This is a genomic window from Pseudomonas fragariae (ex Marin et al. 2024), assembly GCF_059621105.1.
In genome coordinates this window covers 4800433-4825325 of record NZ_CM184369.1, presented here as the reverse complement: position 1 = coordinate 4825325, position 24893 = coordinate 4800433, and the positions used below count along the sequence as shown (strand labels likewise).

General features: G+C 54.3%; 22 protein-coding genes and 1 pseudogene. 17 read left to right on the top strand and 6 right to left on the bottom strand.

Features of this window, described 5'->3' with window-relative positions; all coding sequences use genetic code 11:
• Nucleotides 1–84 precede the first annotated feature (84 nt).
• Both AC54XV_RS20910 and AC54XV_RS20905 read right to left on the bottom strand, forming a co-directional pair.
• Nucleotides 85–1281, bottom strand: coding sequence for a hypothetical protein (locus AC54XV_RS20910; RefSeq protein WP_330750736.1), 1197 nt, complete (start codon nt 1279–1281; stop codon nt 85–87).
• 1006 nt (nt 1282–2287) lie between these two features.
• Nucleotides 2288–2767, bottom strand: a complete 480-nt coding sequence (locus AC54XV_RS20905; protein WP_496717200.1) for a helix-turn-helix domain-containing protein — start codon at nt 2765–2767, stop codon at nt 2288–2290.
• A gap of 201 nt (nt 2768–2968) precedes the next feature.
• On the opposite strand from AC54XV_RS20905, the gene AC54XV_RS20900 reads away from it, so the two are divergent.
• The 16 genes and pseudogenes from AC54XV_RS20900 to AC54XV_RS20825 all read left to right on the top strand — a co-directional run bounded on the left by AC54XV_RS20900 (nt 2969) and on the right by AC54XV_RS20825 (nt 18662).
• On the top strand, nt 2969–3709 hold the full coding sequence (locus AC54XV_RS20900; protein ID WP_496717199.1) for a metallophosphoesterase: 741 nt from the start codon (nt 2969–2971) through the stop codon (nt 3707–3709).
• Between the two features lie 27 nt (nt 3710–3736).
• The gene (locus AC54XV_RS20895) at nt 3737–4012 is read left to right on the top strand and encodes a hypothetical protein (RefSeq protein ID WP_496717198.1); all 276 of its coding nucleotides are present in this window, start codon (nt 3737–3739) and stop codon (nt 4010–4012) included.
• Nucleotides 4005–4307 (top strand): hypothetical protein, encoded by a 303-nt coding sequence (locus AC54XV_RS20890; RefSeq protein WP_060409121.1) that lies wholly within the window; start codon nt 4005–4007, stop codon nt 4305–4307. Before AC54XV_RS20895 ends, AC54XV_RS20890 begins: the two co-directional genes overlap by 8 nt.
• 8 nt (nt 4308–4315) lie before the next feature.
• The gene (locus AC54XV_RS20885; protein ID WP_057420012.1) at nt 4316–4735 is read left to right on the top strand and encodes a DUF6957 family protein; all 420 of its coding nucleotides are present in this window, start codon (nt 4316–4318) and stop codon (nt 4733–4735) included.
• The gene (locus tag AC54XV_RS20880) at nt 4732–4920 is read left to right on the top strand and encodes a hypothetical protein (RefSeq protein WP_060409120.1); all 189 of its coding nucleotides are present in this window, start codon (nt 4732–4734) and stop codon (nt 4918–4920) included. The genes AC54XV_RS20885 and AC54XV_RS20880 overlap by 4 nt, the downstream gene beginning before the upstream one ends.
• A gap of 229 nt (nt 4921–5149) precedes the next feature.
• Nucleotides 5150–7327 (top strand): KAP family P-loop NTPase fold protein, encoded by a 2178-nt coding sequence (locus AC54XV_RS20875; protein ID WP_496717197.1) that lies wholly within the window; start codon nt 5150–5152, stop codon nt 7325–7327.
• A gap of 234 nt (nt 7328–7561) precedes the next feature.
• Nucleotides 7562–7894 (top strand): hypothetical protein, encoded by a 333-nt coding sequence (locus tag AC54XV_RS20870; protein ID WP_496717196.1) that lies wholly within the window; start codon nt 7562–7564, stop codon nt 7892–7894.
• 147 nt (nt 7895–8041) lie between these two features.
• Nucleotides 8042–9610, top strand: coding sequence for an alpha/beta hydrolase (locus AC54XV_RS20865; RefSeq protein WP_496717195.1), 1569 nt, complete (start codon nt 8042–8044; stop codon nt 9608–9610).
• Between the two features lie 462 nt (nt 9611–10072).
• A complete protein-coding gene (locus tag AC54XV_RS20860) occupies nt 10073–10633 on the top strand; it encodes a hypothetical protein (protein ID WP_330750744.1) in 561 nt (186 codons plus the stop codon).
• Nucleotides 10634–10804: 171 nt separating this feature from the next.
• Nucleotides 10805–11134: pseudogene (locus tag AC54XV_RS20855) on the top strand (citrate-proton symporter); the annotation flags it as partial.
• 91 nt (nt 11135–11225) lie between these two features.
• Entirely contained in the window at nt 11226–11573 is a 348-nt protein-coding gene (locus AC54XV_RS20850) for a hypothetical protein (RefSeq protein ID WP_496717194.1), read from the top strand.
• A 45-nt stretch (nt 11574–11618) separates the two neighbouring features.
• Nucleotides 11619–12155, top strand: a complete 537-nt coding sequence (locus AC54XV_RS20845; protein WP_330753396.1) for a hypothetical protein — start codon at nt 11619–11621, stop codon at nt 12153–12155.
• A 189-nt stretch (nt 12156–12344) separates the two neighbouring features.
• Nucleotides 12345–13556 (top strand): ABC-three component system protein, encoded by a 1212-nt coding sequence (locus tag AC54XV_RS20840; protein ID WP_330750746.1) that lies wholly within the window; start codon nt 12345–12347, stop codon nt 13554–13556.
• 3 nt (nt 13557–13559) lie between these two features.
• Nucleotides 13560–14045 carry a three component ABC system middle component gene (locus AC54XV_RS20835; RefSeq protein ID WP_330750747.1) on the top strand — a complete coding sequence of 162 codons (486 nt, stop codon included), beginning with the start codon at nt 13560–13562 and terminating at the stop codon, nt 14043–14045.
• Nucleotides 14042–15982: a DUF3732 domain-containing protein gene (locus AC54XV_RS20830; RefSeq protein WP_330753397.1), complete on the top strand. Its 1941-nt coding sequence runs from the start codon at nt 14042–14044 to the stop codon at nt 15980–15982. The genes AC54XV_RS20835 and AC54XV_RS20830 overlap by 4 nt, the downstream gene beginning before the upstream one ends.
• 253 nt (nt 15983–16235) lie before the next feature.
• Complete coding sequence (locus AC54XV_RS20825) at nt 16236–18662, top strand: DEAD/DEAH box helicase (RefSeq protein WP_496717193.1); 2427 nt, start codon at nt 16236–16238, stop codon at nt 18660–18662.
• 155 nt (nt 18663–18817) lie between these two features.
• Here AC54XV_RS20825 and AC54XV_RS20820 read toward each other — a convergent pair whose 3' ends face one another.
• The 3 genes from AC54XV_RS20820 to AC54XV_RS20810 form a co-directional block, all read right to left on the bottom strand.
• The gene (locus AC54XV_RS20820; RefSeq protein WP_330750754.1) at nt 18818–19474 is read right to left on the bottom strand and encodes an HAD family hydrolase; all 657 of its coding nucleotides are present in this window, start codon (nt 19472–19474) and stop codon (nt 18818–18820) included.
• Nucleotides 19475–19663: 189 nt separating this feature from the next.
• Nucleotides 19664–19876 (bottom strand): hypothetical protein, encoded by a 213-nt coding sequence (locus AC54XV_RS20815; protein ID WP_057420164.1) that lies wholly within the window; start codon nt 19874–19876, stop codon nt 19664–19666.
• Between the two features lie 185 nt (nt 19877–20061).
• Nucleotides 20062–21123: a tyrosine-type recombinase/integrase gene (locus tag AC54XV_RS20810; protein WP_330750755.1), complete on the bottom strand. Its 1062-nt coding sequence runs from the start codon at nt 21121–21123 to the stop codon at nt 20062–20064.
• A 317-nt stretch (nt 21124–21440) separates the two neighbouring features.
• Here AC54XV_RS20810 and AC54XV_RS20805 point away from each other — a divergent pair, with 317 nt between their 5' ends.
• Nucleotides 21441–23588, top strand: a complete 2148-nt coding sequence (locus tag AC54XV_RS20805; protein WP_496717192.1) for an AAA family ATPase — start codon at nt 21441–21443, stop codon at nt 23586–23588.
• A 377-nt stretch (nt 23589–23965) separates the two neighbouring features.
• Here the strand turns inward: AC54XV_RS20805 and AC54XV_RS20800 are convergent, their stop codons facing one another.
• Nucleotides 23966–24859, bottom strand: a complete 894-nt coding sequence (locus AC54XV_RS20800) for a ribonuclease H1 domain-containing protein (protein WP_496717191.1) — start codon at nt 24857–24859, stop codon at nt 23966–23968.
• Nucleotides 24860–24893 lie beyond the last annotated feature (34 nt).

The following is a 24893-nucleotide window of genomic DNA, read 5'->3' as shown; positions in this document are numbered from 1 at the left end:
CAAGAGCTTTGCAGGTCGAGGAGAAGGGGCATCGCCAATGGCGGTGCCGGGGAGCTGCCGACCGCTAGGTTCGCTACCTCCCCACTAGTGTGGCGGCAGATCCGTGAAGCGCAGTCTGGGATAGATCCGCTTCTCCTCAGCACATTTGGAAATTTGGAAGAACGCTGACAGCAGTTCATCTTCCGAAGGGCAGTGCCGAGTCATGACCTCAAACTCGTTGTAATCAAACGCCAAGACCCGGACACCCACCTCGTCCATGAATTGCAAAATCATGGCGGTGTATTCTTCGTAGTTGTCGATAAACAACTCTTTGACCACCACAACTCCCACAAGGGGGCGTGCTGAGAGGTCAATGTCCAAGGGTGTGCCGTCTACAAGCTTGAGGGCTGGATTTGTCTCTCGCCTGATTGTTGAAATAGCGCCACGCAACTGCTGAAGGCCATCCTTCAGCTGACTTGCTGCCTTCTTGCGTTTTCGCTCAAGCTTTGTGTTCAAAATCGCTGGTGTATTGGGGCTATCCTTCGCCTGGAGCAGCAAAGTTACCTCGTTACCCATAACCACTAGGTCTGCCAGCTCTTCGCCGTCGGAAACCTTCAAGGGCCCATGGACGATTCGCTCGGACGGGTAGGCACGCTGGAGTAGGTAAACGATATCCAGCTCCTGGAAAGTACCTGGCTCTGCACGCTCAAGCTTGAAGTTTGAGTAGCCTCTAGAGCCCCGAAAGTCCTGGCTGGTCATGTCGGTGATCAGATAATCGGAAGGGAACAGATCCTCCTGAAGAAACACCGTTAAGGCGCGCGCATCGTCCGCATGAGTGGTGAGGCTGAACCACATGTCCGCCTGCTCATACATCTTGGGCCAGTGATCCATTCCCACAGGAGTCAGGGTACTGAGATCTCGACGTAGCTGACCAAGCTTAGCCTGGGCCTTGGCACCGAAAAGCTCACGATTGTGCTCATCGAAAAAGCAAACGTAGAACTCGTCTGGGAGACTTTGCAGCGCGTCGGTGAGAGGGTCGCTAGGAATAAGTGCGGTTTTGATCAGCAGTGGACTTTGTGGGTCATCAAAGCAGGCAGTGAGTAGCGTGAGTCCCCGCGTCTCATCTGCCTTGTACGGCGCTAGGTATAGCTTCAATTCACGCCTTTGCTGAGCGGCCAAGATGTACTCTTTGACTGTTTTGACTACCAGTACCGGGCCATCAGGGCCTTCAACGACCCATAGGCCACGGGCTAGCACGGCGATTTGCGGAATCGCTTGTGGCTTCATGATGGTGAGGTACATGAGAATTCCTTGGTGGTCACTTGGGTGCGTCCTGCATAACCTGAAGCCTACGCTGGAGATCGTTCGTGCGATAGCATCTCGTTAGCATATCGGACTCGAAGAACGCAGCTTGCAATAGATACCGCTTGGCAACGGTTGAGAAACCTTACCCGCACCCAGGGCCGTACCGGAGGTCGATCAGGCTAGGAGCACCGCATGCCATCGCTGAACACGCCATGCGCTGTGACATGTTCGTTGTAGCGCTTCATGACCTAGTTGTTGTCCTGTAGCCATTGCTCACGTGTCTGCGGCGTGCCTGGATTCCTGTGCTGATCCGCCTTGCCTGGAAGCGCATCTGGGCAGTCGATACCAGGCCCGGAGACGACGTATTCAGAGGATCGGTTTACACTCGTCAGCCAAACGAGACGCGAGAAATCAACGACAAACTGACAGTAGGGTAGGTGTCTTCCAGGGGTTGCCCGGCTCGCTGATGGCCTTGGATCGGTGGCGCGGCGGGCTCTGTTGGATCTCGATAGGGAGAGGCTGCGCAGATTGAGGCATTCGTTGCCGCTGAGGATATGTATCGAGCCCGTTCAAGCATCCGACGTCTCCAGAAGCGAACGGATAAGCTTTAATCATCTATTTCATCAAGCAACTTGCTGTCATTTCCTAGATTATTTTTAACCCGCAAGCATTCTCGACGACCCTGATTTATTGAGCTCGATACATTTCCAGTAAATGAGCAACGAGCGGTTCAGGAGGGTTATGGCGAAGCGGAACCTTGCGCAGTGGTAACTATTAATATCAGTCACCGAGTTGACGTTGTATTTCTCAGCAGCGCAGCCGCCCCGTCATTTTCAGTAGTTTCATGCCGAGCGGCCAAATAGCGTTATCAAACGCAGGCCTCACCGCTGGGCAATGGTATGCTCAGGCAGTTCATTCAATTGGGGCAACTTGTGGACGCTGAACATAGCTAAGGATGATAGATCAGAGCCAACTTCAAATCACGCACCGTCACCTACACTCTTCAACTGCCACCATCGCCGAGCCAGTACCTTGATACGGTTGTACGAGACAACCCCAAAATCTCGACTGCTTCAGCCGGGCTCTTACCTTGTGCTTTGAGCGCAAGCACGGCGTCCTCGTTGCGCACTTTCCTCGGCTTACCGACAGCTCGGGGAAAAAGCTTGCCGTCCTCAAGCTGCTCCTGGACGAGTTCCATACCGCCCGATGCCTCGAACGCCTGAAGCTCCCGCATGGCCGCTTCCATTATAGCCTGAGGCTCCTGGCCATCCTTGAGGCCTACACACAGGGCCACGAGCGTCACGAGGTCAAAACCGAGTACCTCGGCAATCTCATGGAGCTTGTCGAAGGTGACGCCGGCTTCGGCGCGCTCTAGGGCGCCAATAGTCGTGCGCAGCGAGCCCCCCGCCAAGTCCTCATAGCTCAATTGACGCTGCTGGCGAATTCCGCGAAGCGCCGCCGCTACCTCGATCTTGAGTGACATAGGCGTCCAAAAGCGAGGATAGAGCCACAGTCATTATGACCAATAAACAGCGGATGCTGACACTAACGGTCTTGTTCGGCTAAGATGCGTGCCCGAACGATGTACCCACTCATCGCATGAACCTCAGTCAAGCAGGCGCCGCCTCGCATCTGAAGATGTTGGGTACATCAATTTATAGCTAAACCGAGAATGGAACTGGGAATGAAGATTAGCGTTCTGTCTGACCTACACCTCGAATTCAAGCCATTCGAGCCTGTGGTCTCGGACGTTGATCTTGTCGTGCTCGCCGGGGACATTCACACGAGAGAGCGCGGCGTGAAATGGGCGAACCAGGCGTTCGCATGTGAAGTGCTCTACATCGTCGGCAATCACGAGTACTACTCCGGGCATTTTGACCGGACGCTGGAGAAGGCGAGGCAGGTGGCAGAGAGTCATGTCCACGTGATGGAAAACGACGTCTTCATCAAGAATGGCATCAGGTTTTTAGGTTGTACAGGATGGACGGATTTCAGCGCTACGGGTGATTTGACTGCCGCGAGCGCTGCTGCCAGGAACACCATGACCGACTTCCGAGTAATCCGCGCAGGCTCGAATTTTCACAAGCTGCGTACAGATGAGGTCGCTGCCCGTAGCCGTCAATCACGTGAGTGGCTGGCTGCTGAGTTGCAGAAGCCTTTCGACGGGAAGACTGTCGTCATTACGCATCATGCGCCCCTTGTAGAGGTTGGCGGTCATGAGCATGAAGGGCATCTCACGGCGGCATATTGCAACAACTGGCATTCACTGGTGATGTTCAGCGATGTCTGGATTTTTGGGCATACCCACCAAGCGGTTGACGTCGAGCTGGGTGGCTGCAGGTTGGTTTCAAACCCTCTCGGGTATCCCAATGAACAAACCGGTTTTGATCCATTGAAGGTTTTGAATTTTGATCAATGCAAATGAGTTTTATAAGGCCGCAGGACATAGAGCATGAGCATTCCAAAAGCGGTTTTAGACGCAAAGAAGTACGATTGGAAAGTCGTGGTGGACGCGTACCTTTTGGGCGCTGGGAAGGTTGGTGAGCACTATGCCGCGCATGCATACTTTGATCTCTCTGGCACAATAGGAGACGGTGAGACTATCCTCACCCCGCCTGTGCGAGTCATTGCTCTTCAAAGCGGCTACACCTTGCTGCAGAGCGAATGTGGAGGTGACCATTACGTCCTTGTGTCCTCGATGGATCAAGACGAAAGCGCCTATGTCTGATGCAGGGCGGGTGCCTATTCAAGTCGCGGATGCCAGACGTGCGCATTTCAATATTGGGATAACTGCGTTTTTGTTCTGTCCTGAGGTTGAGGGTTTCATGCTGACCGGTATTGTTTACTTCGATAAGAAAAACCGCTTCAAGGATGGTCGGCGCATCCGTACCTCCGTGATCGTTGAGTTCGTTGATCAAGACGCATACGCCGTCGCACTGACCTCTACTGGTAGCGCCTACGTCTTGGTGCCGCAGAGCACTGAAGAGCTACCTCTGGATCTCAGCCGACGGGTCGAACATTAAGGGCGCAAATGGACAAGCTGAAAATATTGGCAGAGATGCTGCGCGGCCCGGGTCTGGCCATGGAAGGGCTGGATGCTTCTCCCGAGGAGGCTGCAGCACAAGTAGCCGAGAGGTTTCCCGGGAAACCGTACTGTGTGGTTCAGGACTGGGTTGTTTTCGATCTGGAGATGCCCGATCAGGTGCGTGACGGCCTGGCCGATATGGGACAGTACCCCATGATGGTCGTATTCCTGGACATGGTGCACGACACCCTTAGCAGGTACCCGATTGGTGGCTGGGCCCGCACTGCCCCAATGGAGTCCTTCAGCGAAAGCCGATTTTTTGAGACCGAGGATTCTGTGTATGTGCTCATCGGGCCGGGGCAGCGCAGGCGTGCCACCCTTTCGTCCATCATCAGACTTCCGACGGGAATGGATTTAATTCAATGATCCGGCATCCTCACAACGTCCCAGATCGTGGAAATGGCGAGTACTTCCAACAACGCAATCGGGAGGTAACGCCTGAAAAATTTGCCACGATGATGCGCGAATCAGATGACGCGAGTGACTGGATGCGTGATCAGCTCAAGCTCAAGCGCTATCTGCGCAGCCAGGATGCCTCATCAATTATATGAGCACGACCTCTCAAACGCCTCAAGGCCCCTCAAGGCGCTTCACTGGTTCTATCGGCACGCATTTTTAGCTCTTCGAGACCATCTGCCTTCAGCGAATCAGCGTTCAACACGGAGCTCTGGATATCGGGCATTATCCAATGAGTTGCGATGACAACACGCCGACTGCCGTTCACTGCCGTCAGTAATCCATCGTCAAAGGGGACATCGATTTGTCCTGTGGGGAAAGTCTGTGGGAAAGAAGTCCGCGCCGTTGAATCCTGCCGTACACGCTGCAAAGATTGATTTCGATCTGCCCCTTCAGCCTGATACTGCCCTAGCCAACGATCAGCTATCCCGAGAGGGGTTTGCGAGTATCGCGGCTTCCGCGCTACGCAGAGTCTCCAGTTCGGCTGGGTTCGTTCTCTCGATTGAAGGGGCGTGGGGAAGCGGAAAAAGCTCAACGCTTGCAATGATCCAGGCGCTTTTGGTGAGAGATACCGAGGCGGCATCTCCAGTGATCGTTCATTTCAATCCATGGTTGATCGGCGACAAAGACGCACTGCTGCGTCAGTTTCTTTCCAGCATTGCGAAAGCCATCAAACTCAGCGACCGCAGCCGCGACGGCAAGAAAGTCGCCAGAGAGCTCAAGGCTTATTCAAAGGTTTTTGACCTGGTCAAGTTGATACCAGGCGCAGAGCCTTGGACGTCGTTGATCAAGTCTGTCGTAGACGCAGCAGGGGATGCAACGAGCGCTATTTCTGAATACAAGACGCCCGACGTTGAAGCCTATAAGCAAAATGTCGAAGCCGCGTTGAGGGCGTTTGACCGGCCAGTGATCGTGTTCATCGATGACATCGACCGGCTGTTTCCATCCGAAATCTTCGAGATGATCCGAATCATCAAGGCGGTAGGTGAGCTGCCTCAAATTGGCTATGTCGTGGCGTGGGATTCGGATTATGTCAGTCGGGCCCTGCAGAATTTGAACGTCCCGCACGCAGGCTCGTACTTGGACAAGATTGTTCAGGTGAGGATGCCTTTACCGAACCTTTCACTCAGCGCCCGAGGCAGACTTTTCAACGACGCGTTGGAGAGCCTCGCACCTGAGGTATTACGTGGAAATTTTGAGGGTCAAGATCAGCGGTTAGGTTTCATCTATCACTCTGGGTTACGTGAGCTCTTGAACCAGCCACGCGACGTCGTTCGCGTATTCAACGCCGTGCGACTCACGGAGCCTTTGCTCCGGGGTGAGATCGTTTTTGCAGACATCCTCGGACTCGTAGCCCTTTCTGTTAAAGCGCCTGCTGTTTTTGAGCTTTTGAAAAGACAGCCTCGGTTGTTTGTCGGACGCCTTTCGAGCGATGCCTTCGAGATGGGCGATTCAAAGAATCTGATCGAAGATGGAATAGCTGAACGTCAACGTGCCTATGACACCTGTTCGGAGGCGGCTTTGATCAAGGTCGTCCACTTCCTGTTTCCTGACGTCGCGTTGGCCGAGAAAAGTCGATCCCTCGGGAAGGGCACGTACGCAGAAGGCGTCATTTCACACCCATCACGGTTGGCCATTGCTCTGCAGTTAAGTCTTACTGATGGGGATGTGAGTATCAAATCCGCGCGTCAATACCTGCAGGATGCCAGTGCAAGAGCAGTCATCGTTTCTCAGCTGACCATCGACAACTGTAACGAGTTTATAGACATGCTTGGGGAGGTTGGAGAATCGCTACCTCGCCCGGAGAACGACCACCTTGTAGATACATGCATCTCAATCGCGAGGCTTGTAGATGCTCCTGTATTCGTAAGTCGCACTCAATCGCGGCGGGTTATCTTCAGCGTTGGAGCTGAAGATCTGGCTTTGCAAAAAATCTCACAGTTGGCAAATGCAGGGCAGCCCAAAGGCTTCGATTCCATAGCTGAGAAAATTGTGCGTGACCCTCAAGCAATCACCTGTGCGGCAGAGATTTTGAGACGAAGCTATCTCGACAGTCGCAACCAATCCTCAGATATATTCAAGCTTAGTGCTGCTCGAAAAAAGACATGCGCCGCCGCCTTCGCTACCAATGTCACCGAGGTGGGAAAAAGGGGAGCCCTCCTTGATCAGAACCGCCCTGGATTCATCCTGTGGACGCTCGCGCGCCTCGCTCCTCAAGCATGCCCAAATCTCTTACATATCTTGAAGGATAGCGACCCAAGCCTAGATCGCTTTGCGCTTGAGTTTCTAAGCAATAGTTGGGACTCAAGCAACGGGCAGGCTTATGGCCTGCCTGCAGAAGAAGCGGTCTCGCTTGCATTCTGGTCTCTGGATGAGTTCAAGGCTCATGCTAGAAAGAGGCTTCTTGACCGTGACTTGGAGTACCCAGTTCGAGCCGCTTGGCAATCAGTGGTTGATGGGAAGGTTCTTTACGGTGTGGATGGCTCAGTGGTCACTAGGTGAGCTTGTCAGTGCTAAGCCTGTTCTCGCGCTGACCGACTGGGACTGAAGTAGTCAGGTTTCAATCCATTCACGAAGCCTTCATCTCCATAGGCACATATGCGTATCTGTGTTGGAGTCGGTCAGCGCCAGTTATTGCCGGCTAAGCGATCCAGTGCTCGCCATCCGCTGATGGGATGCCCCCGGCCGTACTGATAGAATCGGACGAGCTAAACATAATTCCCGCCGAGACACTGTATGAATCCTGATTTGAGCGAAGAAGAAATGCGCCGCGCGCTCTTCGGTGACGCCGTACCTGCACCGCAGCTCGCCGCTGCCCCGAGACCGGAAACGGTGCCCGAGGTCGTGTTCGTGAAACCAGCGGTGCCGGTAGCCAAGAAAAAAGTTTCGAAGGCGTTCACTCCAAGGCTCCGCGTCACTCTCCGTGTTGGCAATGAGTTTGAAGGCAAAACGTTCGAGCTGACTCATGAAGTAGACACGCTCAGCAAACTGCAGGCAGAGCAAGATGCTGTCAAAGCCGCCCGCAAGAAATACAAGTTCGTCGAGGTCATTTCCGTCAAATCGATGTGACCACTTTATTCTGGGTTACGGGCTCTGTGGATCAGCGACACGCAGCTCGTATGCAAAATCGTGGGGCCAACTAAATTCCCGATAAGCGATCCCAGTGCCCTAAATTTCTCAAAATAGCCTAGCCCGAAATGACCTCCAAGGATGATCATGCGAACAACTGAAGACCTGAAGCTGGCCGCCGCCATTCTGTTGAGGAACATTTCTACGTCCAAACCGTATCAGCGGGTAGTCAGCTCAACAAACGTTTTCATCGCCTGGCAAACATCTCCGACCGGTGAGTTTGCCAATTTCCTGAGGCAGAACATTCGTAACCCCAGTGCAGAAGCACGGTTTAATGAGATTCGCCTTGGTAGCACATCGATCAAGTTGCTTGACGAGTCAGAACGTTTGAGGGAAATGCTCGACGCTCAATCTCTTAGAGATGGAGCAGTAAGAGGGCTTGTCAAAAAGGCTCATTTTCGCACCTTGGTGAGGCGCTCAACTGCCATTCGTCCTGCTCAGATGGATATCGAAGCTTCCAGGTCATCGCCTCGTCGACCAACCAGTCGAAAGGCTCATCCTGTCGTCCATTCCGTCAGAATTGTATCTCCTAGAGTTGGTGGTGAAAAACCTAGCACCTCCACTTTAAAAGTCACGCGTGTACTTCGTGGCGATCAGAACAATATCATTCATGCGCGCAAACCAATCTCTAAACTCCCTGATACCTTGCAGGTAGGCAGGTCACCAGCCAAGCTAGCGCTCGAAGCTGATCAGCAATTCACAACCCATATGCTTCACTTTGGCACCGATCGGCTGCTGACAGTCAATAACAATGGTGACGCGACGTTTGGTGATGTCAGAGGAGAGGACAAGGTCACTTATGGTGTTGCGAATGTTTCAATTCCCCATGTTCACAAAGAAGGCGCGCTGGAGCGCCCCAGTCGTGGGATAAGGTTTTGGTCGACGCCTGATGAAGACCCCTGCAAGCATATCGTTATACACAGACTGACCCCCTTAGAACTCAGTGATTGGTGCAGAAGCACGCGGCTCCAGGATGGTGAGGGGCTGCTGTTCATTCATGGTTTCAACGTCAGTTTCGACGAAGCGATCTGGCGGGCGGCTCAGATCTGCCATGATCTGAAATTTATTGGAGTGAAGCTGTGTTACAGCTGGTCATCGCGGGGGGGAATAGGAAACTATGCCGCTGATGAATCGACGATCGAGTGGTCTCAAGAGCACCTTCGTACGTTTCTGACCGAGGTCACGACCAAGCTGGGGTTGCAACGCCTTCATATCGTCGCTCATAGCATGGGCAATAGGGCGCTTTTAGCCGTGCTGGAGAATTGGCAAAACCAGCCAGGTGCAACTCCAGTCAGCCAAGTAGTACTGGCTGCTCCTGATATCGACGAGGGTCGATTCAAGCAGATTTCGCGGTCGTTTGGAAAGTACGAACAGGTAACTTTATATGCTTCCAGAACTGATCGAGCTATTCTTGCGTCGACCAAATTGCACAAGCTCAATCGCGCGGGCAATGCCTCTCCACCCATTGTAATCAGGGGTTTGTCTACGGTCGACGTAACAGCGGCTGGCGCAGACATGTTCGGGTTAGGGCACAGCTATTTCGCAACCTCGAAAACTGTCTTCCACGACTTATTTTATATCATTAAGGAGCGCTTTACTCCTGACCGTAGGGCAGGGATAAAAATTAGCGAAATGGGATATTACGAACTGATTTAAATGCCTAAGGCGGCTAGTCACTTGGAATGGGTAGCGCGCCGACGGACGTAGTCGGAGCTCTAGTGGAGAGGGAAGGGACACCCCTACGCCTTTGGGTGGCTCAGAATTATTCTGAATTCTGGCTAAGCAATAATTCGTACTAGAGACTCGTGAGACCTCGCTAAAAGCGAGCAACTACCCACCAGCGTGATCAAGGTGTGTTCGCTGACCGCTTACAAATAGCCGGTTTGGCATCTTCCATAGCTGGAGGTGCGAGGCCTCCGTCGCACAACCCTAGCGGTTTAGTAAGGGATTTTTATGGGGTGGTTAACACTTCGGTCTTGACGACGGATCAGGTATTGGGCATGAATAAAAAGCTGGCTGCCTTACGAGCACGGTCTGTGCCAAGTCAGGTTGGAGTGGGTAGGTAGCCATTTTTTTGAGTGGCTTCATTTTGGGTGCGGGAGTTATCCAAGGATGGCAATGGACGTTTTTACCTTTATTTCCGAATTGATCAAGGCATTGGCTTGGCCAGCGGTGGCTGTGGCTGCACTGGTATTACTTAAGCCAGAATTGAAGGCGTTGGCGCCTTTCCTCAAAAAGCTCAAAGCAGGCCCTGTTGAGGCTGAGTTCGAACGAGACGTGAACAAGCTCAAAGAGATGGTCGACAAGCCTGCACAGCCTGTCCCGCCATTGAGTGCAGACGTAACCGCCTCTAAAGAATTCCTGTTCCAGCTCGCAGCGCTCCATCCGCGCTCAGCCATCCAGGAATCATGGGTGCGTGTGGAGGCAGCTGCTCGTGCAGCGCTGGCTCGAAGCTCAGCAAATCCAGCCAAGTCTTATATAACCGCAGCTCGCCTGGCGCAGGAGTTGTCGGGTATCGGGGCATTGAGCGAGACACAGGTTACGCTCTACCACGAGCTACGACGTCTTCGGAACGATGCCGCTCATGCGGTAGGCGCAGAGCCAACACAGGACTCGGTGCATTCCTACATCGAACTGGCCACAGACCTCCAAAGCCATCTTGAGAAGTTTCATAAGTAGAGCGTTGCTCGGCTGGCCCGGATGCTGAAAAAGACGGGAGCACCAGCAAGCATTGATAGAGCCTCGGCATCAATCGATGGAAACATAACACTTATCGTATCAAGGTGTGCCACGCAGAATCCTCGATCAAAGCGCTAACAAAGCACCTAATAAGATCGCTGGAGAACAACAATGCATGGCTCATCCCAATCGCGGCCAGCGTCCGCCAAATCCAAGGCAGGCGCCGTATTCCGAGTGACCTCGGGCAACTTCCTGGAACAGCTCGACTTCTTCCTCTTCGGCTTCTACGCCACCCAGATCGCGTCAGCTTTCTTTCCCGCCTTTAGTGAATTCGCCGCCCTGATGATGACCTTTGCTGTCTTCGGCGCAGGCTTCTTGCTGCGACCGCTGGGCGCTGTGATTCTGGGGGCCTATATCGATGACGTGGGCCGGCGCAAAGGGCTGATCGTTACATTGTCGATCATGGCCAGCGGCACATTACTGATCGTTCTGGTACCTGGATAAGCGCTCCCGCGCTCGCGTCCATGAGCAGTGGCACAGAGGCTGATTTACGTGGAAATTGCATCCCGGTCTAATTTGTTGGGAGCGTGCCGTGGAACGGGCTGAGCTGGAAAATGAGGTCTGGCATTGTGCTGCTCGATCGTATGGGCAGTCTTTGCAAGATGTCATTCGTGGTGTGCTTCACACCTATGCACGTCCGCCTGGGCATGACGATATGACTCGGCTATATCGAACAAGCGTGGGCGACGCGGCCTTCAGGGCCCTGCAGGTTTGCCTGAACGACGACTGGGGCAATGATGACCCGCTGGCATCCGTTCTCTGGGTGCGACAGCATAAACGCGATTATCTCTACTATTGTGTATTGCAGCGTCTGGTCAGCGATCAATTGGCAACTGATGAGATGAGGGATACACGATTCACGGTGGATCTCGGGTTGTAGGGCGGCCATGCTGGACGCAGGCGCAATCCTTGGGGGGCTTACTCAATGGTTTGGGAAAGTGAAAACTGGAAGCTACCTCTGCTGAAACTGGCTAAGCGCCTCGCAGCTCTCAAGGGATCTAGAGAGCTATCTGAAGATCAGCTTGCCCAGATCGAGCGGGATATCTTCATAGGGTTTTACTCGGTCAGAAGGCTGACTGAAACCCCCACGAAAGTGACTGATGAGACACGAGCCATGCTGCTCGCGGTCAGCAAGTTCGCCAACCTCAAACCTGTGACCTGGCGTAATAATCATAGGCTTGACGAGCTCTATGACTTCAACAAAGGTAATCAAGAGAAGCGGAGTATTCCCTTCGTTTGCGGCGGGGTCATACACAGCTTCATCTTCGCACCCTGTGTCTCGGAAGAGGGCGGACTGTCCGGATTTTTCTTCACCTCAGACCGTGAGAAAGATAAGTTTTTGCTCTTCATGGACATTGATGAGGTGATCGCGCTGTTCAGGCAAGTCGGCAACGACAACCCCAGCGTGATCGAATCCTCTCGTGATATGGTCACGGGCGTCGAGACGCTGATCGTCAAATGAGCTTAAAGCTCGACTCCGGCGCGTCGAAGGTGGAGGTGAAGACGGTTTGCCGAGTTTCTCCGGTTGCCTAGTCGACCTTCGTCCTTACCTAAAGCCGGTGTCAGCCTGTGAATTAATAATGGCACTCTGGTATCATTTTGCGATTAAATTGGATCGCATTATTGCACCAGGGAGGCGTTTGTTCGGGTGATGGAAGGTGCAGAATCAAACACGATTCATGAGGCGTCCGCAGCCGCTTTGGGATTTTATTTCCAGAGCCAGTTCGCTCTACTGACGCTGATATCGCAGACGAATGATGACGCTGCGGTGGCAATCGAAAGGCTGGACGACGTAGAGCTCACGGCTAACGGCCAGACCCTTCTGTACCAACTCAAGCATTCCGTCCAAGAAAATCCGCCCCCCGTCACACTGGCATGCGTGGCGTTGTGGAAAACCATCAAGGTATGGATTGATGCCATCCCACTCGTATCACTGGCTGATACGACCTTCTGCCTTGTTTCAGTCGGCACCGTACCCAGCGACTCTCCCTTGATGGCTCTGTGTGACCCCCAGGCGAATCGAGAGACCTTGCTCAATGCGATGCTTGAGGAAGCCAGCCGTGTCGTTGATGAGCGCACCGCTGCGAAGGCCGCAGGTGATAAGCTTCCGCATACACCACGTTCTGCCGGCTGTGAGGCATTCCTCAACCTTGACCCATCAACCCGATCGAGTCTGCTACGACGAATCCGCATTCAGCATGGCACTGTCACGATTGGGCAGATCCCTGAGGCGCTGTCCAAACACCTGCACCTGCTCCCGAAGGATCAGCGTTCCCAAGCGGCTGAGCGACTGCTTGCGTGGTGGGATCAGCAGGTGGTGTACACCCTGTGTGGCAAGCGCGATCGGGTGATTCAGCGCAGCGAAATGGAACACAGCATCTCCTCCATCATCGCGCATCTGGACGACGAAAAGCTGATCGCTGATTTCGACATGGTCAACCATCCCGATGACTATGAGTCTGACGGTATGCTCTATCGCCAGATCGCTTTGGTTCGGGGAAGACCCTCTGATGTCACTAAGGCTGTCCGTGAGCAATGGAGGGCGACGCAGCAACGGGCGAAGTGGATTGTCGAAAAACCTCAGATGCGGTCGAAGATCGTCAGTTATGACGCAAAGCTCACCGAGCGTTGGTCGGATCTCCACTCTCGAATGGCAGAAGATTGTGAGGGTTTAGATCCTCTCGAAGTCGAGGCCAAAGGGCTGGAGCTTCTGCGCTGGGCTCATGACCATGCCCCCAAGGATGTCGAGCCGATTGCGCCGAGCTGGAGCGGGCACTATTACGTGCGGGGCACTTACCAAGTGTTGGCAATCGACCAGCTGGTTGGGTGGCATGTCGACTATCTGAACCTCCTCAAGGATTAGAGTATGGCCATTGCCCACGACATCTATGCCGAAACCAACCCGGCCTATTGTGCTGCGTTACTGACCCACTTTGTTTCAGAGTACTGCTCTCGCAGCAACACGCCGCCAGACCTCACGTTGTGCTACGCAGCCTTGCCGCTGGCGCTGTCAGGTGACCTAGCGTCTACCTTTGCGGGTACCGATCGAAGGACGGGCCTATTGGAGTGGCTGCATCGAAGCCCCTTCATTCAGATCCGGCTTGCAGATCGAGTGAATGGCTCCCTGGATATCGTTACCGAGGCGATCCAGTTTGCATGCTTCAGCCAATTGCTCATGGTCAATGCCGAAGGTCGACTCGTCTTGGGCGCAGCCTCGTTCCGCAAAGTCCTCACCAAGCAATTGAGTGAGGAGACCCGGAACATTTTCAAGAACATTGACCGCTTGGGCTGCTGGTTTGCCCTGGCCGGCACTACACGGACTGTATTCGACATGATGGGGCTAGAATTGTGAGCCGCTGGAACATCTCAAACATCTTTTTTATCGGCGAAGGCGGGCGGGTTCGCATCCTTGATCTGCGGCTGGGTGAGGTGAACATTTTTACCGGTGCCTCCGGTACGGGTAAATCCACTCTGATCAAAGCCATCGATTACTGCCTTGGCTCCAGCAAGTGCGAACTCGCAGCTCATGTGAAACGCCACAGTGTGGCGGTCGGTGTGAAGTGGGTGCTGGATGGCGCGCAAATGATTACGGCGCGCCTTGTCCCGCCTGTTGGCCAAGGCACCAGCACCAAGATGTTCGTCAGCAATGGGCGGAATTTGCCAATTCCCGACACTGCTCACCAGCTCCAAGGTGCTACGACGGTCGATGCGGGTAAAGCCTTCATCGAACGAGCATTTGGCATCGGCGGTGTGTCTGACGTTTCCGATGACAAGATCGCCCGTAAATGGCGCCCAACGGTGCGCCACGCCACGGCCTACATGTTCGTTCCCAAGGATGTCATCTATAACGAAACGGCTTTGCTTCATGGGCTAGATCAGGCTGACGAAGCTCCAGCGATCATCGAGACGATGCCCTATTTCTTGCGAGTCGTGAACGAGGACACCGTGCTCCAGGAGCGGCGTTTGCGCGATCTTCGCAAGCAGCTTGAGCGAGAGGAGCGACAGCAGCGAACTCGCCAGGCAGCCGGCAGCGAGTACAAAAAACACGCCATGCGCTTGCTGCTCGATGCTAGTCGCAGCGGCCTATGTGACCTCCCCTCGGACGATGCTACCGAGCAGGAATTGGAAGCCATCCTGCAACGGGTCAAGCGGATCAATGCCAAAGCTGTGTCGAACCCCAACGAAAGCGAGCTAGGTAACCTGTACGAAAAGCGGCGTAGCCTACTGAGTGACATCGAGAAAGCGCGCAGGCAATCCCGTGCGACCCGTTCGGCCCTTCAGGACATGGTGGGTTTTCAGGGCGCTGTCCAACGCCAGTACGAGAAACTGAAGATTGCCGAGCATCTTCAGCCAGCTTCTGGCACCTGTCCGTTGTGCGACACACCGACGGAGCGTGGCATTGCGATTTCTGAAGCGATCCACCAATCCATCAAGATCGTACGATCGGAAAGCGTGGCGGTCGAGAGTGTCAGGCCGCGCCTGATCGAACATGAAGACTCGTTACAGATCGAGATCGATCAACTCAATATCAAGCTGCGTGAAACCGATGAGCGCATCAAGACTTGGGTTCGGCAAAGTGATGAAGCCAAGCAAATGGATAGCTTGGCCCGGTACCATTCCCATCTGCTGGGTAAGGTGTCGCAGTTTTTGGAGATGAATCCGACCAGGCCGCAACCCGGCTCTGACCTCAGTGTTCTGCATGAGCAGATTCTCAGACTCGAAGCGCTGATCGACAGTAACTCCAAGCAAGTGTTGCTCTCTCGCGCCGAACGCAAGGTGTCGCAATACCTGTCGGAGGCGTTCGCCAAGTTGCCTACGGTCGCGCCATGCATTGGGGCAGACCTTGAGTTTTCTTCCAAGCCTCCGGAGGTGGCGATCATCGAGGAGGGCACAGGAGCCGTTCTCCGTCTGCATGATGCAGGGTCGGACGAAAACTACCTGGCGATCCACATTGCCCTGTCCTTCGCGCTGCAGAAGTACCTGGGTGAAATCAATGCTCCAGTACCAGCCTTCCTCGCGTTCGACCAGATTAGCCGACCCTACTACCCGCAACGTGGGGAAGACGAGTCGTCGATTGGAGAAAACGAAGAGGTATCGGCCATGCGTCGACACATCGACTTTCTTTTCAATGAGACGGCTGCCCAGGAAGGTCTGCAGGTACTGCTGATTGAGCACGCCTTCTTCGGGGATGACCCCCGTTACGTCGCGGCTACTCGCAAGCGGTGGAACAAGCTCTCTGAGGATGCCCTGATTCCTCGGGATTGGCCTAGGAGGCCAGACACCATTTGACAGCTCACAAATATGGCCTAATGCGGCGAGCGCATTTATAGCCCAGGCTGGGAATAGTCCCGTGGCTGGATCGCGGGTTTCCAGCATGGCAAAGCAGAACAAGTAATCGTAGAAGATGAGATATAACCCAATGAACATGAGCGACTAAAGCTCAATAGCGACTGCGAGGTAAACAAGGATGGTGGACTTCAACAAACTCAGATCGCAGTCTCTGCGACCTGCTCCTATCGATCCCCTGGAAATCTTCAGACGCATGCCTAAGCCACAAGGCATCAATGATCTGTACACCAGTCAAGCCGAGGTGCTGGAGGCATGGTTCGAGCGTAAGGATGAGCGTGATACGGTCGTCAAGCTCCACACTGGGGGCGGGAAGACCCTAGTGGGTCTGCTGATCGCTCAGTCAACTCTGAATGACCTCAAAGAGCCCGTTCTGTATCTGGCTCCGACCACGCAGTTAGTTAAGCAGACCTTGGAGAAAGCGAGATCGCTGGGAATTCTCGCTGTCCCATACATCCGGGGCCAGACCCTGCACGACGACTTTGTGAACGGCAAGGCTGTCATGGTCGCCTCGTACAAAGCTTTGTTCAACGGCCATAGCAAGTTTGGGGTTCGTGGGCAGAAAATGCCCATTCGAGTAGGTGCCGTGATCCTCGATGACGCCCACGTAGCATTCTCTGTGGTGCGCGAGTCGTTCACCCTTGAGGTTTCCTCTGAGAAAGACAAGGAAACGTACGGGGCGCTGTGCACCTTGTTCCGCAATGCTTTTCGAGACATCGATCGACTAGGCACTTTTGACGATACCGTTTCAGGCCTCAACAGCGGCGTTGTGGAAGTACCTTATTGGGCCTGGAATGAGCAGTTGGATACCGTACGGGGAATGTTGCGAGGCGACGGTGCGAACGTTCCGTATGCTTGGCCATTGCTGCGAGACAATCTGCATCTGTGCCATGCGCTGATCAGTGGCAAAGCTTTCACCATTACGAGTGTTCTGCCCCAGGTAAACAATTTCCCCACATTCGCTGATGCTCCCCGACGTATCTACATGTCGGCGACCATCGCTGACGATAGTGAAATTGTCCGCACGTTCGACGCCGATCCTCAGCTCGTAAACAACGCGTTAACCTCTAGGTCTCTCGCGGGAATCAGTGAGCGGATGATCCTGATCCCAAGCCTAATGCCCTTTGATTTCGATCCGCAACAGGTCGCTAAGTCAACGCTCAAGCAAGTGGCTGGGATGAACCTGGGGGCTGTGGCTTTGGTGCACGCCAACTATGCTGCGCAGGCATGGACTGACACTGCGCAGTTCGCGGAAGGCTCAGACCAAGTGGAGATTGCGATCGAGGCTTTGCAGTCGCGTAGAACCAATGGGCCATTCGTATTTGCCAACCGTTACGATGGAATTGATCTACCCGGTGACTCTTGCAGAGTACTGGTGATGGAAGGGCTTCCCTCCGGCACGTCTGATTATGAGCTGTTACGTGCTGCGACCCTCTATGGTGGCGCTACTATCAGTCGCATGCTCGCTCAGCGGATAGAGCAGGGGATCGGACGCGGAGCGCGTGGGGCTGGCGACCATTGCGTAGTGCTGCTGCTTGGCTCGGACTTGGCTGGTTGGATTGCCAAGGACGCGAACTTCAGGCTGCTCACGAGCGCGACTCGGGCACAGCTCGAAATGGGGTCGACGGTCAGCAAAGAAGTCAGTGACGTCAACGAGTTGACCAATACAATCGCGCTCAGCATCAATCGGGACATCGGATGGATTGAGTACCATGCCGCAACCCTTGCGGAAAACGTTGGGCCAGAGGCGCCAGACCCGAAGCGGTTCAATGCGGCCTCAACGGAACGCAAGGCCTTCAACCTTTGGGCCGACGGCTTTTATGACAAAGCTATCGAACGCCTGGATCAGTTAGCAGGTGTTCAGGGCGCGGTGGATGATCAAACACGTGGCTGGTTGTACCAATTGGCAGGCCGTATCGCGGAAAACTGGGGGCAAGCCGAGCGCAGCGACGAGCTCCAACGATCGGCGTTTTCGGCGAACCGCAACCTTTTGCGTCCACGCACTGCTCCTCCCTACCGGCCCCTGGCGTCTCCTGGCGCACAAGGCGCAGCGATTGCCGTTCAGCTACGTGGATACCGGATCAGGCGTGGCCTGCTTCAACGCTTCGAGGAGGTGGTGTCCAAGTTGCACGGCAGCGCCTCTGCCAATCAGTTCGAGCAGGCGCTCGCAGAACTCGGTAGCTTGATAGGGCTTACTACAGAGCGCCATGACGTTGGTGGGGAGGGGCCTGATGTACTTTGGCTGCTCCCCAACAAGACTGCTCTGATCCTGGAAGCAAAAAGTCGCAAACAGGACAAAAACCCGTTGACCAAGGAGGAGCATGGTCAGCTTCTGGTCGCAGAGCAGTGGTTTGTCCGAAACTACCCCGGCTACTCAAGTCATCGTGTGGTGGTGCACCCCACAAACAAGGCAACCGCTGCAGCGTCAGCGCATGAGAGCTATGCGCTCACGCTTGATCGGTTGAACCAACTGGTTGCTGAATCCCGGGTATTGCTGAAAGATCTATGTGAGTCTCAGTTAACCGATATCGAGCTTGAAGGGCAGTGTCAGCTTTCAATCGAGCACTCGCCGATCCGGGCAGATAGACTGGTCAACTACCTGGTGCCTTTCGTGGAGGGGTAGAAGATATCCAGGCAAAGCACGCCTGACATCAGTGTGCGGCGGGAGCTGGCTGCGTCAAACGCAGCAGTTCCAGCCGATATAGTGCGGGATACCCAATCGTGGTAACGGGGTTGCTCGTCTGGTCGATTTCATCAGCCTCTTTAGCGACTGCCGCATTAGGGGTTCCACAAATGCCCTCGCTGCGCATCGCTGGACAGTATTGCGTCGGTGAAATCCGCTAGGTTGGTGAAGTCCTTTCCACCCGCGCGATTCAAAAGGTACCCCCTCATGCCCACCTCCCTGGGGCCGTCACGATCACATCGAGGCGAATCACCAATCATTACAACGCTGTTGTCACCGAAATAGTCGGTAGTATCGGCCCCTAGCAGCTCACAGGTTGCTCGGTAGAGGAACGGTTCGGGCTTCATGGCCCCGACGGCAAAGCTAAACCCATAAGCGTCTACTGTTGGGTAAAAACGTCGAACCGCAGCTCCGTAGGGTGCAGCTAGGTTCGACGCGATCGCTATTTTGAGGCCCGCAGCCTGCAACCTTTCCACTGCACGCTGGCCATCCTCGAACGGTTCGATAGCACTCAGATCTGCCTCAAGGTCACCTTGGATATCAGCCATGTGTGCGGGCTGAATTTTGATTCCAAAAAGCTCTGCCGCATCGGTGAGGCTCAAGTTGCGGGTGAGGATCTGGCGGAGGTCGTCCGGCTGAGGTCTGCGGCCTTGGCGGATGCCTGCCTTGAGGATTTGGCGATAGGGGTGCCGGCCTTTCGTGATCTGGAGCAGGGTGCCGAAGGCATCGAAGAGAATGAATTTGATGGGCATCTGGGCGCTTGTATCGAAGGCAGGGCCAACCACCCCGCGATGCTGGCAGGATACCTTGGATCAGGCATAGCTGGTGGGCGCCGCGCTGGATTAATTGCTTTCTGCGAGGCGCCCAGCGGGGCAACGGCTATCTTGGCGCAACGGCTGGGGCCCACACGGGGGGCGTGGCTTCGTTGTTTTAGCTTTCGATTATCTTTTGAAAAGACTAACCCATTCGATGATCTCATCCAGTTGGCGATTATCCAACTGGCCGCAACTCGCGTAGATCGCTGCAGCGACGTGACCTTGCTGTCGCTCTGTTGAGGAACCGATACCCTGCTCGCCACGCATCCCTTGCTGACCGTCATCGGTAAGCACGCGGTCATTAGTAGTTGTTACAAACTGACTTGCCTGAACTTTCATGGTTTGTTCTCCTGCGCGCTGTGAGGGCCCAAAAGGCCTTTTCTATCTCTTGGGCTTTGGCATGTGACTAGGGTACCGCCGCATGGAAAAAGGGCGTTATGTAAGACGCCCTGCGGAGTTATTAGCCATCTGGGCACCGTGGCTTGGCCCATGTGATCAGATGCACCCGTGGCCTAAGAATCTCGTTATTTCTTTTGCGTTTTCTCGCTGCGGGCGCTCGCAGGATCAGTGTCACTCAGAGCCGTATAATGCTCTGTCGTGTACTGGTAAAGGTGCCCCACCCGCGTAGCGATCTGCTCAGGTGAAGAGAGCGCAGAGCCTTTGATCACCGACTTGAGGATGGCCGCGTTTCTCAGACTTCGTGGGCTGCGCTGCGGGGTCGCGAGTCGAGCATCCTTTTGCCACGAGCGAAAAATCTGCCAGAGCTCATGGGCAGACATTGGTGTCGCGGGATCCTCTTTAGACGGAAACAGGTAATCCCCCGGAGCTAGTCCCGCTGAGTCGATGTATTTCCCAATCGCGTCTGCTCTCGTTACGACTGGTCGACTTTTGCTATTAAAAATCTTGAACTGGTACGAGCTGGGTTCAAAATTGCGGACATGGGGTACCTGACTGCTGAGGATTTCATTTGCTCGCAGCCCAGACTCCAACAGAAGAAAAATACTCTGGTCGCGCAGACTACTTGTGCGTTTGACAACCTGCCTGAGTGCCTCAATCTCCTTCTGGCTAATCGAGTTCTCGGGACGCCCGAAAGGGGTGGGTATTTCCGTTCTTATCATTGGAGCTGTGTACATCGGAGTTGTCTTTGCAGGGCAGGTAAGATTCACTGGGCAGACTTGACCTGGTGTCGGGTCGAGCGTTAACGGCTTGGTGATTAGCGATGATGTGGCGCTTGAAGCCGCCATTTTGAAGGCGGTCAAGGCTGTCAACGGAAGTGTTTCTACGAAAGCTTCCAGGCGGCTAAGAGTGACGGATATCTCATTGGCGGATTGGAGAGCAGAAGCAAGTGCAGCCACAATCCCGGCGCGCGCGTCCCTTTCGGAAGGTGTCGGCGTTTCAGGAGGGCAGTTTAGGGACGAACTTCTGAGCTCGTAATAGTCCAGATACCCCAAGCCTTTAGAAAGGATTTCGTTGGCTAGCGTTTGCTGGATCGAGGGCTGGACTGGCCACCTGTTTTTGAGGCTTTTGGCGAGCTTCTTGAAGGCTGCATTGGGCAGCAAATCTTGGGCATAGATCGGAAGGCGCATGGCAATTCTCCAATACGTCAGGGTGTCGGCTTTCCGCTGACTATCGTCGAAGTGCGTGCGAAAAGAAGGGAGAAACACCTGATGCGCAAAGGCTTTGCTGACCGACCGCTCGATTCAGATAAATCGAAGCTCGACGGTATCACGCTGCTAAAGCTTCATCAACCTCCCGATCTGACACTGCGCTGATGCTGTGGCAACGGGGAGGCATTTACTTGCAGTAGTGGCTTTGGCGTGAGGCCAGGAAGGCGGTCTTTCCTCTTGGGCGTGTCAGTAATAGGATACGGACGTGTTAGTTTCTGGCAGCTAAGGACAGCGACGTGATCAAGAATCTCATACTGCGCGGCGTATCGAGCTACTCGCCCGAGCTCAACTCCCAGGTCGGCCCACTCACGAAAGTGAACATGTTCTATGGGCACAATGGCACGGGCAAAACCACCATTGGGAACTACCTCCAAGACCCTGCTGATTTGCGGTATCACCAATGCCAGACTCAGCCTGCTTTAGCGGAGCGTGAGGTGTTGGTGTACAACCATACCTTCATGGAGGCCAACTTCCAGGCCAGTTCGCAGGCCGGCATCTTCACGCTCAATGAAGGCAATATCGAGGCAGAGAAAGAGCTGGAGGCTGCCGAGCTGGCCCTCAAACAGGTGTTGACTGAACATCAGGCCGAGGTGGCGGCAGGGAACGCTTTTGGCGACTCTCAGAAAGCCAAAAAAGCGGACATGCTGGATCAGCTATGGGCCCTAAAAAAACCTTTCGAAACCGGCCCTCTCCGGTATTGCCTCGTTGGGCCCAATACCAAAGAGCGCCTCGGCGACAAACTACGTGATATTGCGCTTGTGACATCGAGTGAGGATTTCACCGCGTTGGCAACTGAGGCGGAGCAGTTGCAGTCTGCGGGAGATACCGAGCTCCCTGCGATACCTACTCTCAGATTTGCAGAAAGCGAGGTTGAAACCAGCCCCCTGCTTTCCGAAGTCATTTCCGGATCCGGCGACTCGTACCTTTCCGCGTTGATTACTGATCTGGGTAACTCGGACTGGGTCAAGCATGCCCTTGAGTTTCACGAACGCGAGCAGTGTCCGTTTTGCCAGCAAACCCTGCCAGCTGGTTTCTACGATGAAATCCGGAAGGTGTTCGACAAAACGTACGAGCAGCGGGTCTCTCAGCTGAAAGCTCTGAAAAACCGATACGACGGCGGTGTCGCTCGATTGAAAGGCCAGTCCCAGCGTGCGGAGTATCGGGCTCCTGAGTACCAGGCACTTCTGGCAAGGTTGGACGCATTATTCACCCAAAACATTCAAGAGCTGGCTGCCAAATTGGCGAGTCCATCGATGGTTATCACGCTGGAGTCGACCGAGGCTCTGCTCAGCGGAATCAACGCCTTGATCGCGGAAGATCAGCAGAAGATTGATGCCTTCAACCTCAAGGTAAAAGACAAGAAAACCCACCTGGAGAACATCAAAACGCGTTTCTGGAACTGCTTTCGAGCGAGCTGCGACACGGTCATCACGTCCGCGAGAAAGGTACATAGCGAGCTTGGTGTTAAAAAGGAGGAGAAGCGAAAGCTGGCTGACGAGATCCGCATAAAGGCTCAGGTTCACCGGGATGCTATTGCTCTGAGCAAAGCCAAGATCACGAACATCGACCAGTCCATCGACAGCATCAACACGTCGTTGGCTGTGCTCGGGCTCAAGGGCTTTCTGGTTGTCAGAGAGGAGGGTGAGCTTCCTCGTTACAAGCTGCAAAGGCCCGACCAGCAGGCCGGCGTGTTCAAGACGCTCAGCGAGGGTGAGAAGACGTTGATCTCCTTCCTATACTTTCTTGAAGTCTGTAACGGCGAGCTCGATGAAAACGGTTCCAAGCTGAAAAGCGAGCGTATCATCGTCATCGACGATCCCATATCAAGCCTTTCTCATAACTACATTTACGACATCGCCTCCATGATCCACCGGCGAGTACTCAGCCCGAAAGAGCGCTTCAAGCAGGTCTTCATCCTGACGCACAACCTGTTCTTCTTTCACGAGATGCTCAAGCACCTAAAAAAATCGGACGAGTTCTCGTTGTTCCGGATCACCAAGGCTGCACACAGCGTCATCACGCCCATGAAGGCCACTGACGTACAGAATGACTACCAATCATTCTGGCAGGCCATCAAGGATGCCCAGGCAGGGCGTACCTCTGCGACCGTCATTCCAAACATGATGCGGAATATCCTGGAGTACTACTTCACATTTGTGCACCGCCAGGACGTGCTTCAGGAGGCGCTCGTGGCGTTGGCCGATGAGGATGCAGATTTTAAGGCCCTGTATCGATACGTTAATCGTGAGTCTCACGCCGATGCGGTCAACCTCACGGATTTTGGTGAGATTGAGCCGGCTCACTACGTGGAGCGGTTCAGGCAGGTGTTCGTGAGGACAGGGTTTGAGGAGCACTATGACAAGATGATGGGAGCGGTCGGATAAGCAACTGACTCCCATTCGTGAGTACACAGGCTCTGAGGAGTCCCTGTAATTAGACATTCAGTTCCTGACCTCGGGAATCTGGATGTGCTATGTGTCCTGCGAGCTTGTTTTTCTGGATGCAGTTGGTCATCCGAGATATTGGCGCGAACTGGCATAACAAGTGGAGGGTGAAACGGCATATTCCTATGAGCCAAGTGCAGAGGAAAAAGCTTGGATGGCTGATTTCTTGGGCCTGAATAATCCGTTCTTCGCTGAAAATAACGGCGATCAATCAGATATGCATCGGGCGGGTACGCCGTCGCTCCTGCACTTGAGCCGTCAGCGCTAACGAATGGCTTTGGTTGGACTCGCCTGCAGCCTCGCGTGTGCCAAGGTACTCAAGGGAGGCGGTCTATCACGGAGCCGTAGTCAAAGTCGACGGTACTCCCTGACACCAGTACTGCTTCGAGCTGATGCCTGACTGCCCCGCTGACGATGCGAAACTCGCTCACGTCCCCCGAATGCCTGGTCGTTAACCATATCAGCTTGAGCTTTTCTATGGCTATGGGATGCTCGATCAAGCCCGATGAGGCCTTGATTAAGAATGCGCTGAGCCTCTCTTTTAGCTCGAATCGAGACTTATACGGATAGGGGCCGAGAAAGAAAGGGCCGTCACCAACGATCCGATCCATTTCCAGCTTCGGCTTTAATCGAACAGCCTGGATATCCTGATGTTCCTTCCACCGATTCCAGACGATGTGACCTCTTGCCGTACATTCCTCGACCCATCGCGTTTCTGCGTCCAACGCGTCCTGTTCCGAGCCACAGGATTCTACAACTTTGAAAATGGGTGTCATGCCGGCGCCGAGGATCTCGGCAATTTTGGTTGCGGCCCGCTTCGTATTGAGTTTGGCACGTCCCAGATGGGCGCGCTGTCGCCTTTCAAGGTTGGTCGTCAGCCCAACGTAGAAGGGCTCTTCAGTCACGGGATCGAGGATCAGGTAGATGACGTATCGCCTAGCAACGATCCCGTCCAAGGCCGCTTGTTGGGGAGCAGTGGCCGACCGGTTCTCCATGCCTTCAGTGCTGAAGTGGAGGACAGGGGAGTGGTTTGAACCGGGCGTAGGGCTTTGTTGGCGGTACCATTCTTCCGCCAGTTCGAGTGTGGCGAAAGACTGGTGCTTAGCCTCCGGAAATCGCTCAATGGACAAGCGAGCACCACCTTCCCAAGCACTGAAAATACCGAGCTTCCGTCCTTGGACGACTGCGTAGAATTTGGGTTTCTTTGCCATCCTGTGCAACCTTCTGAGTAACCTAATCGACCTG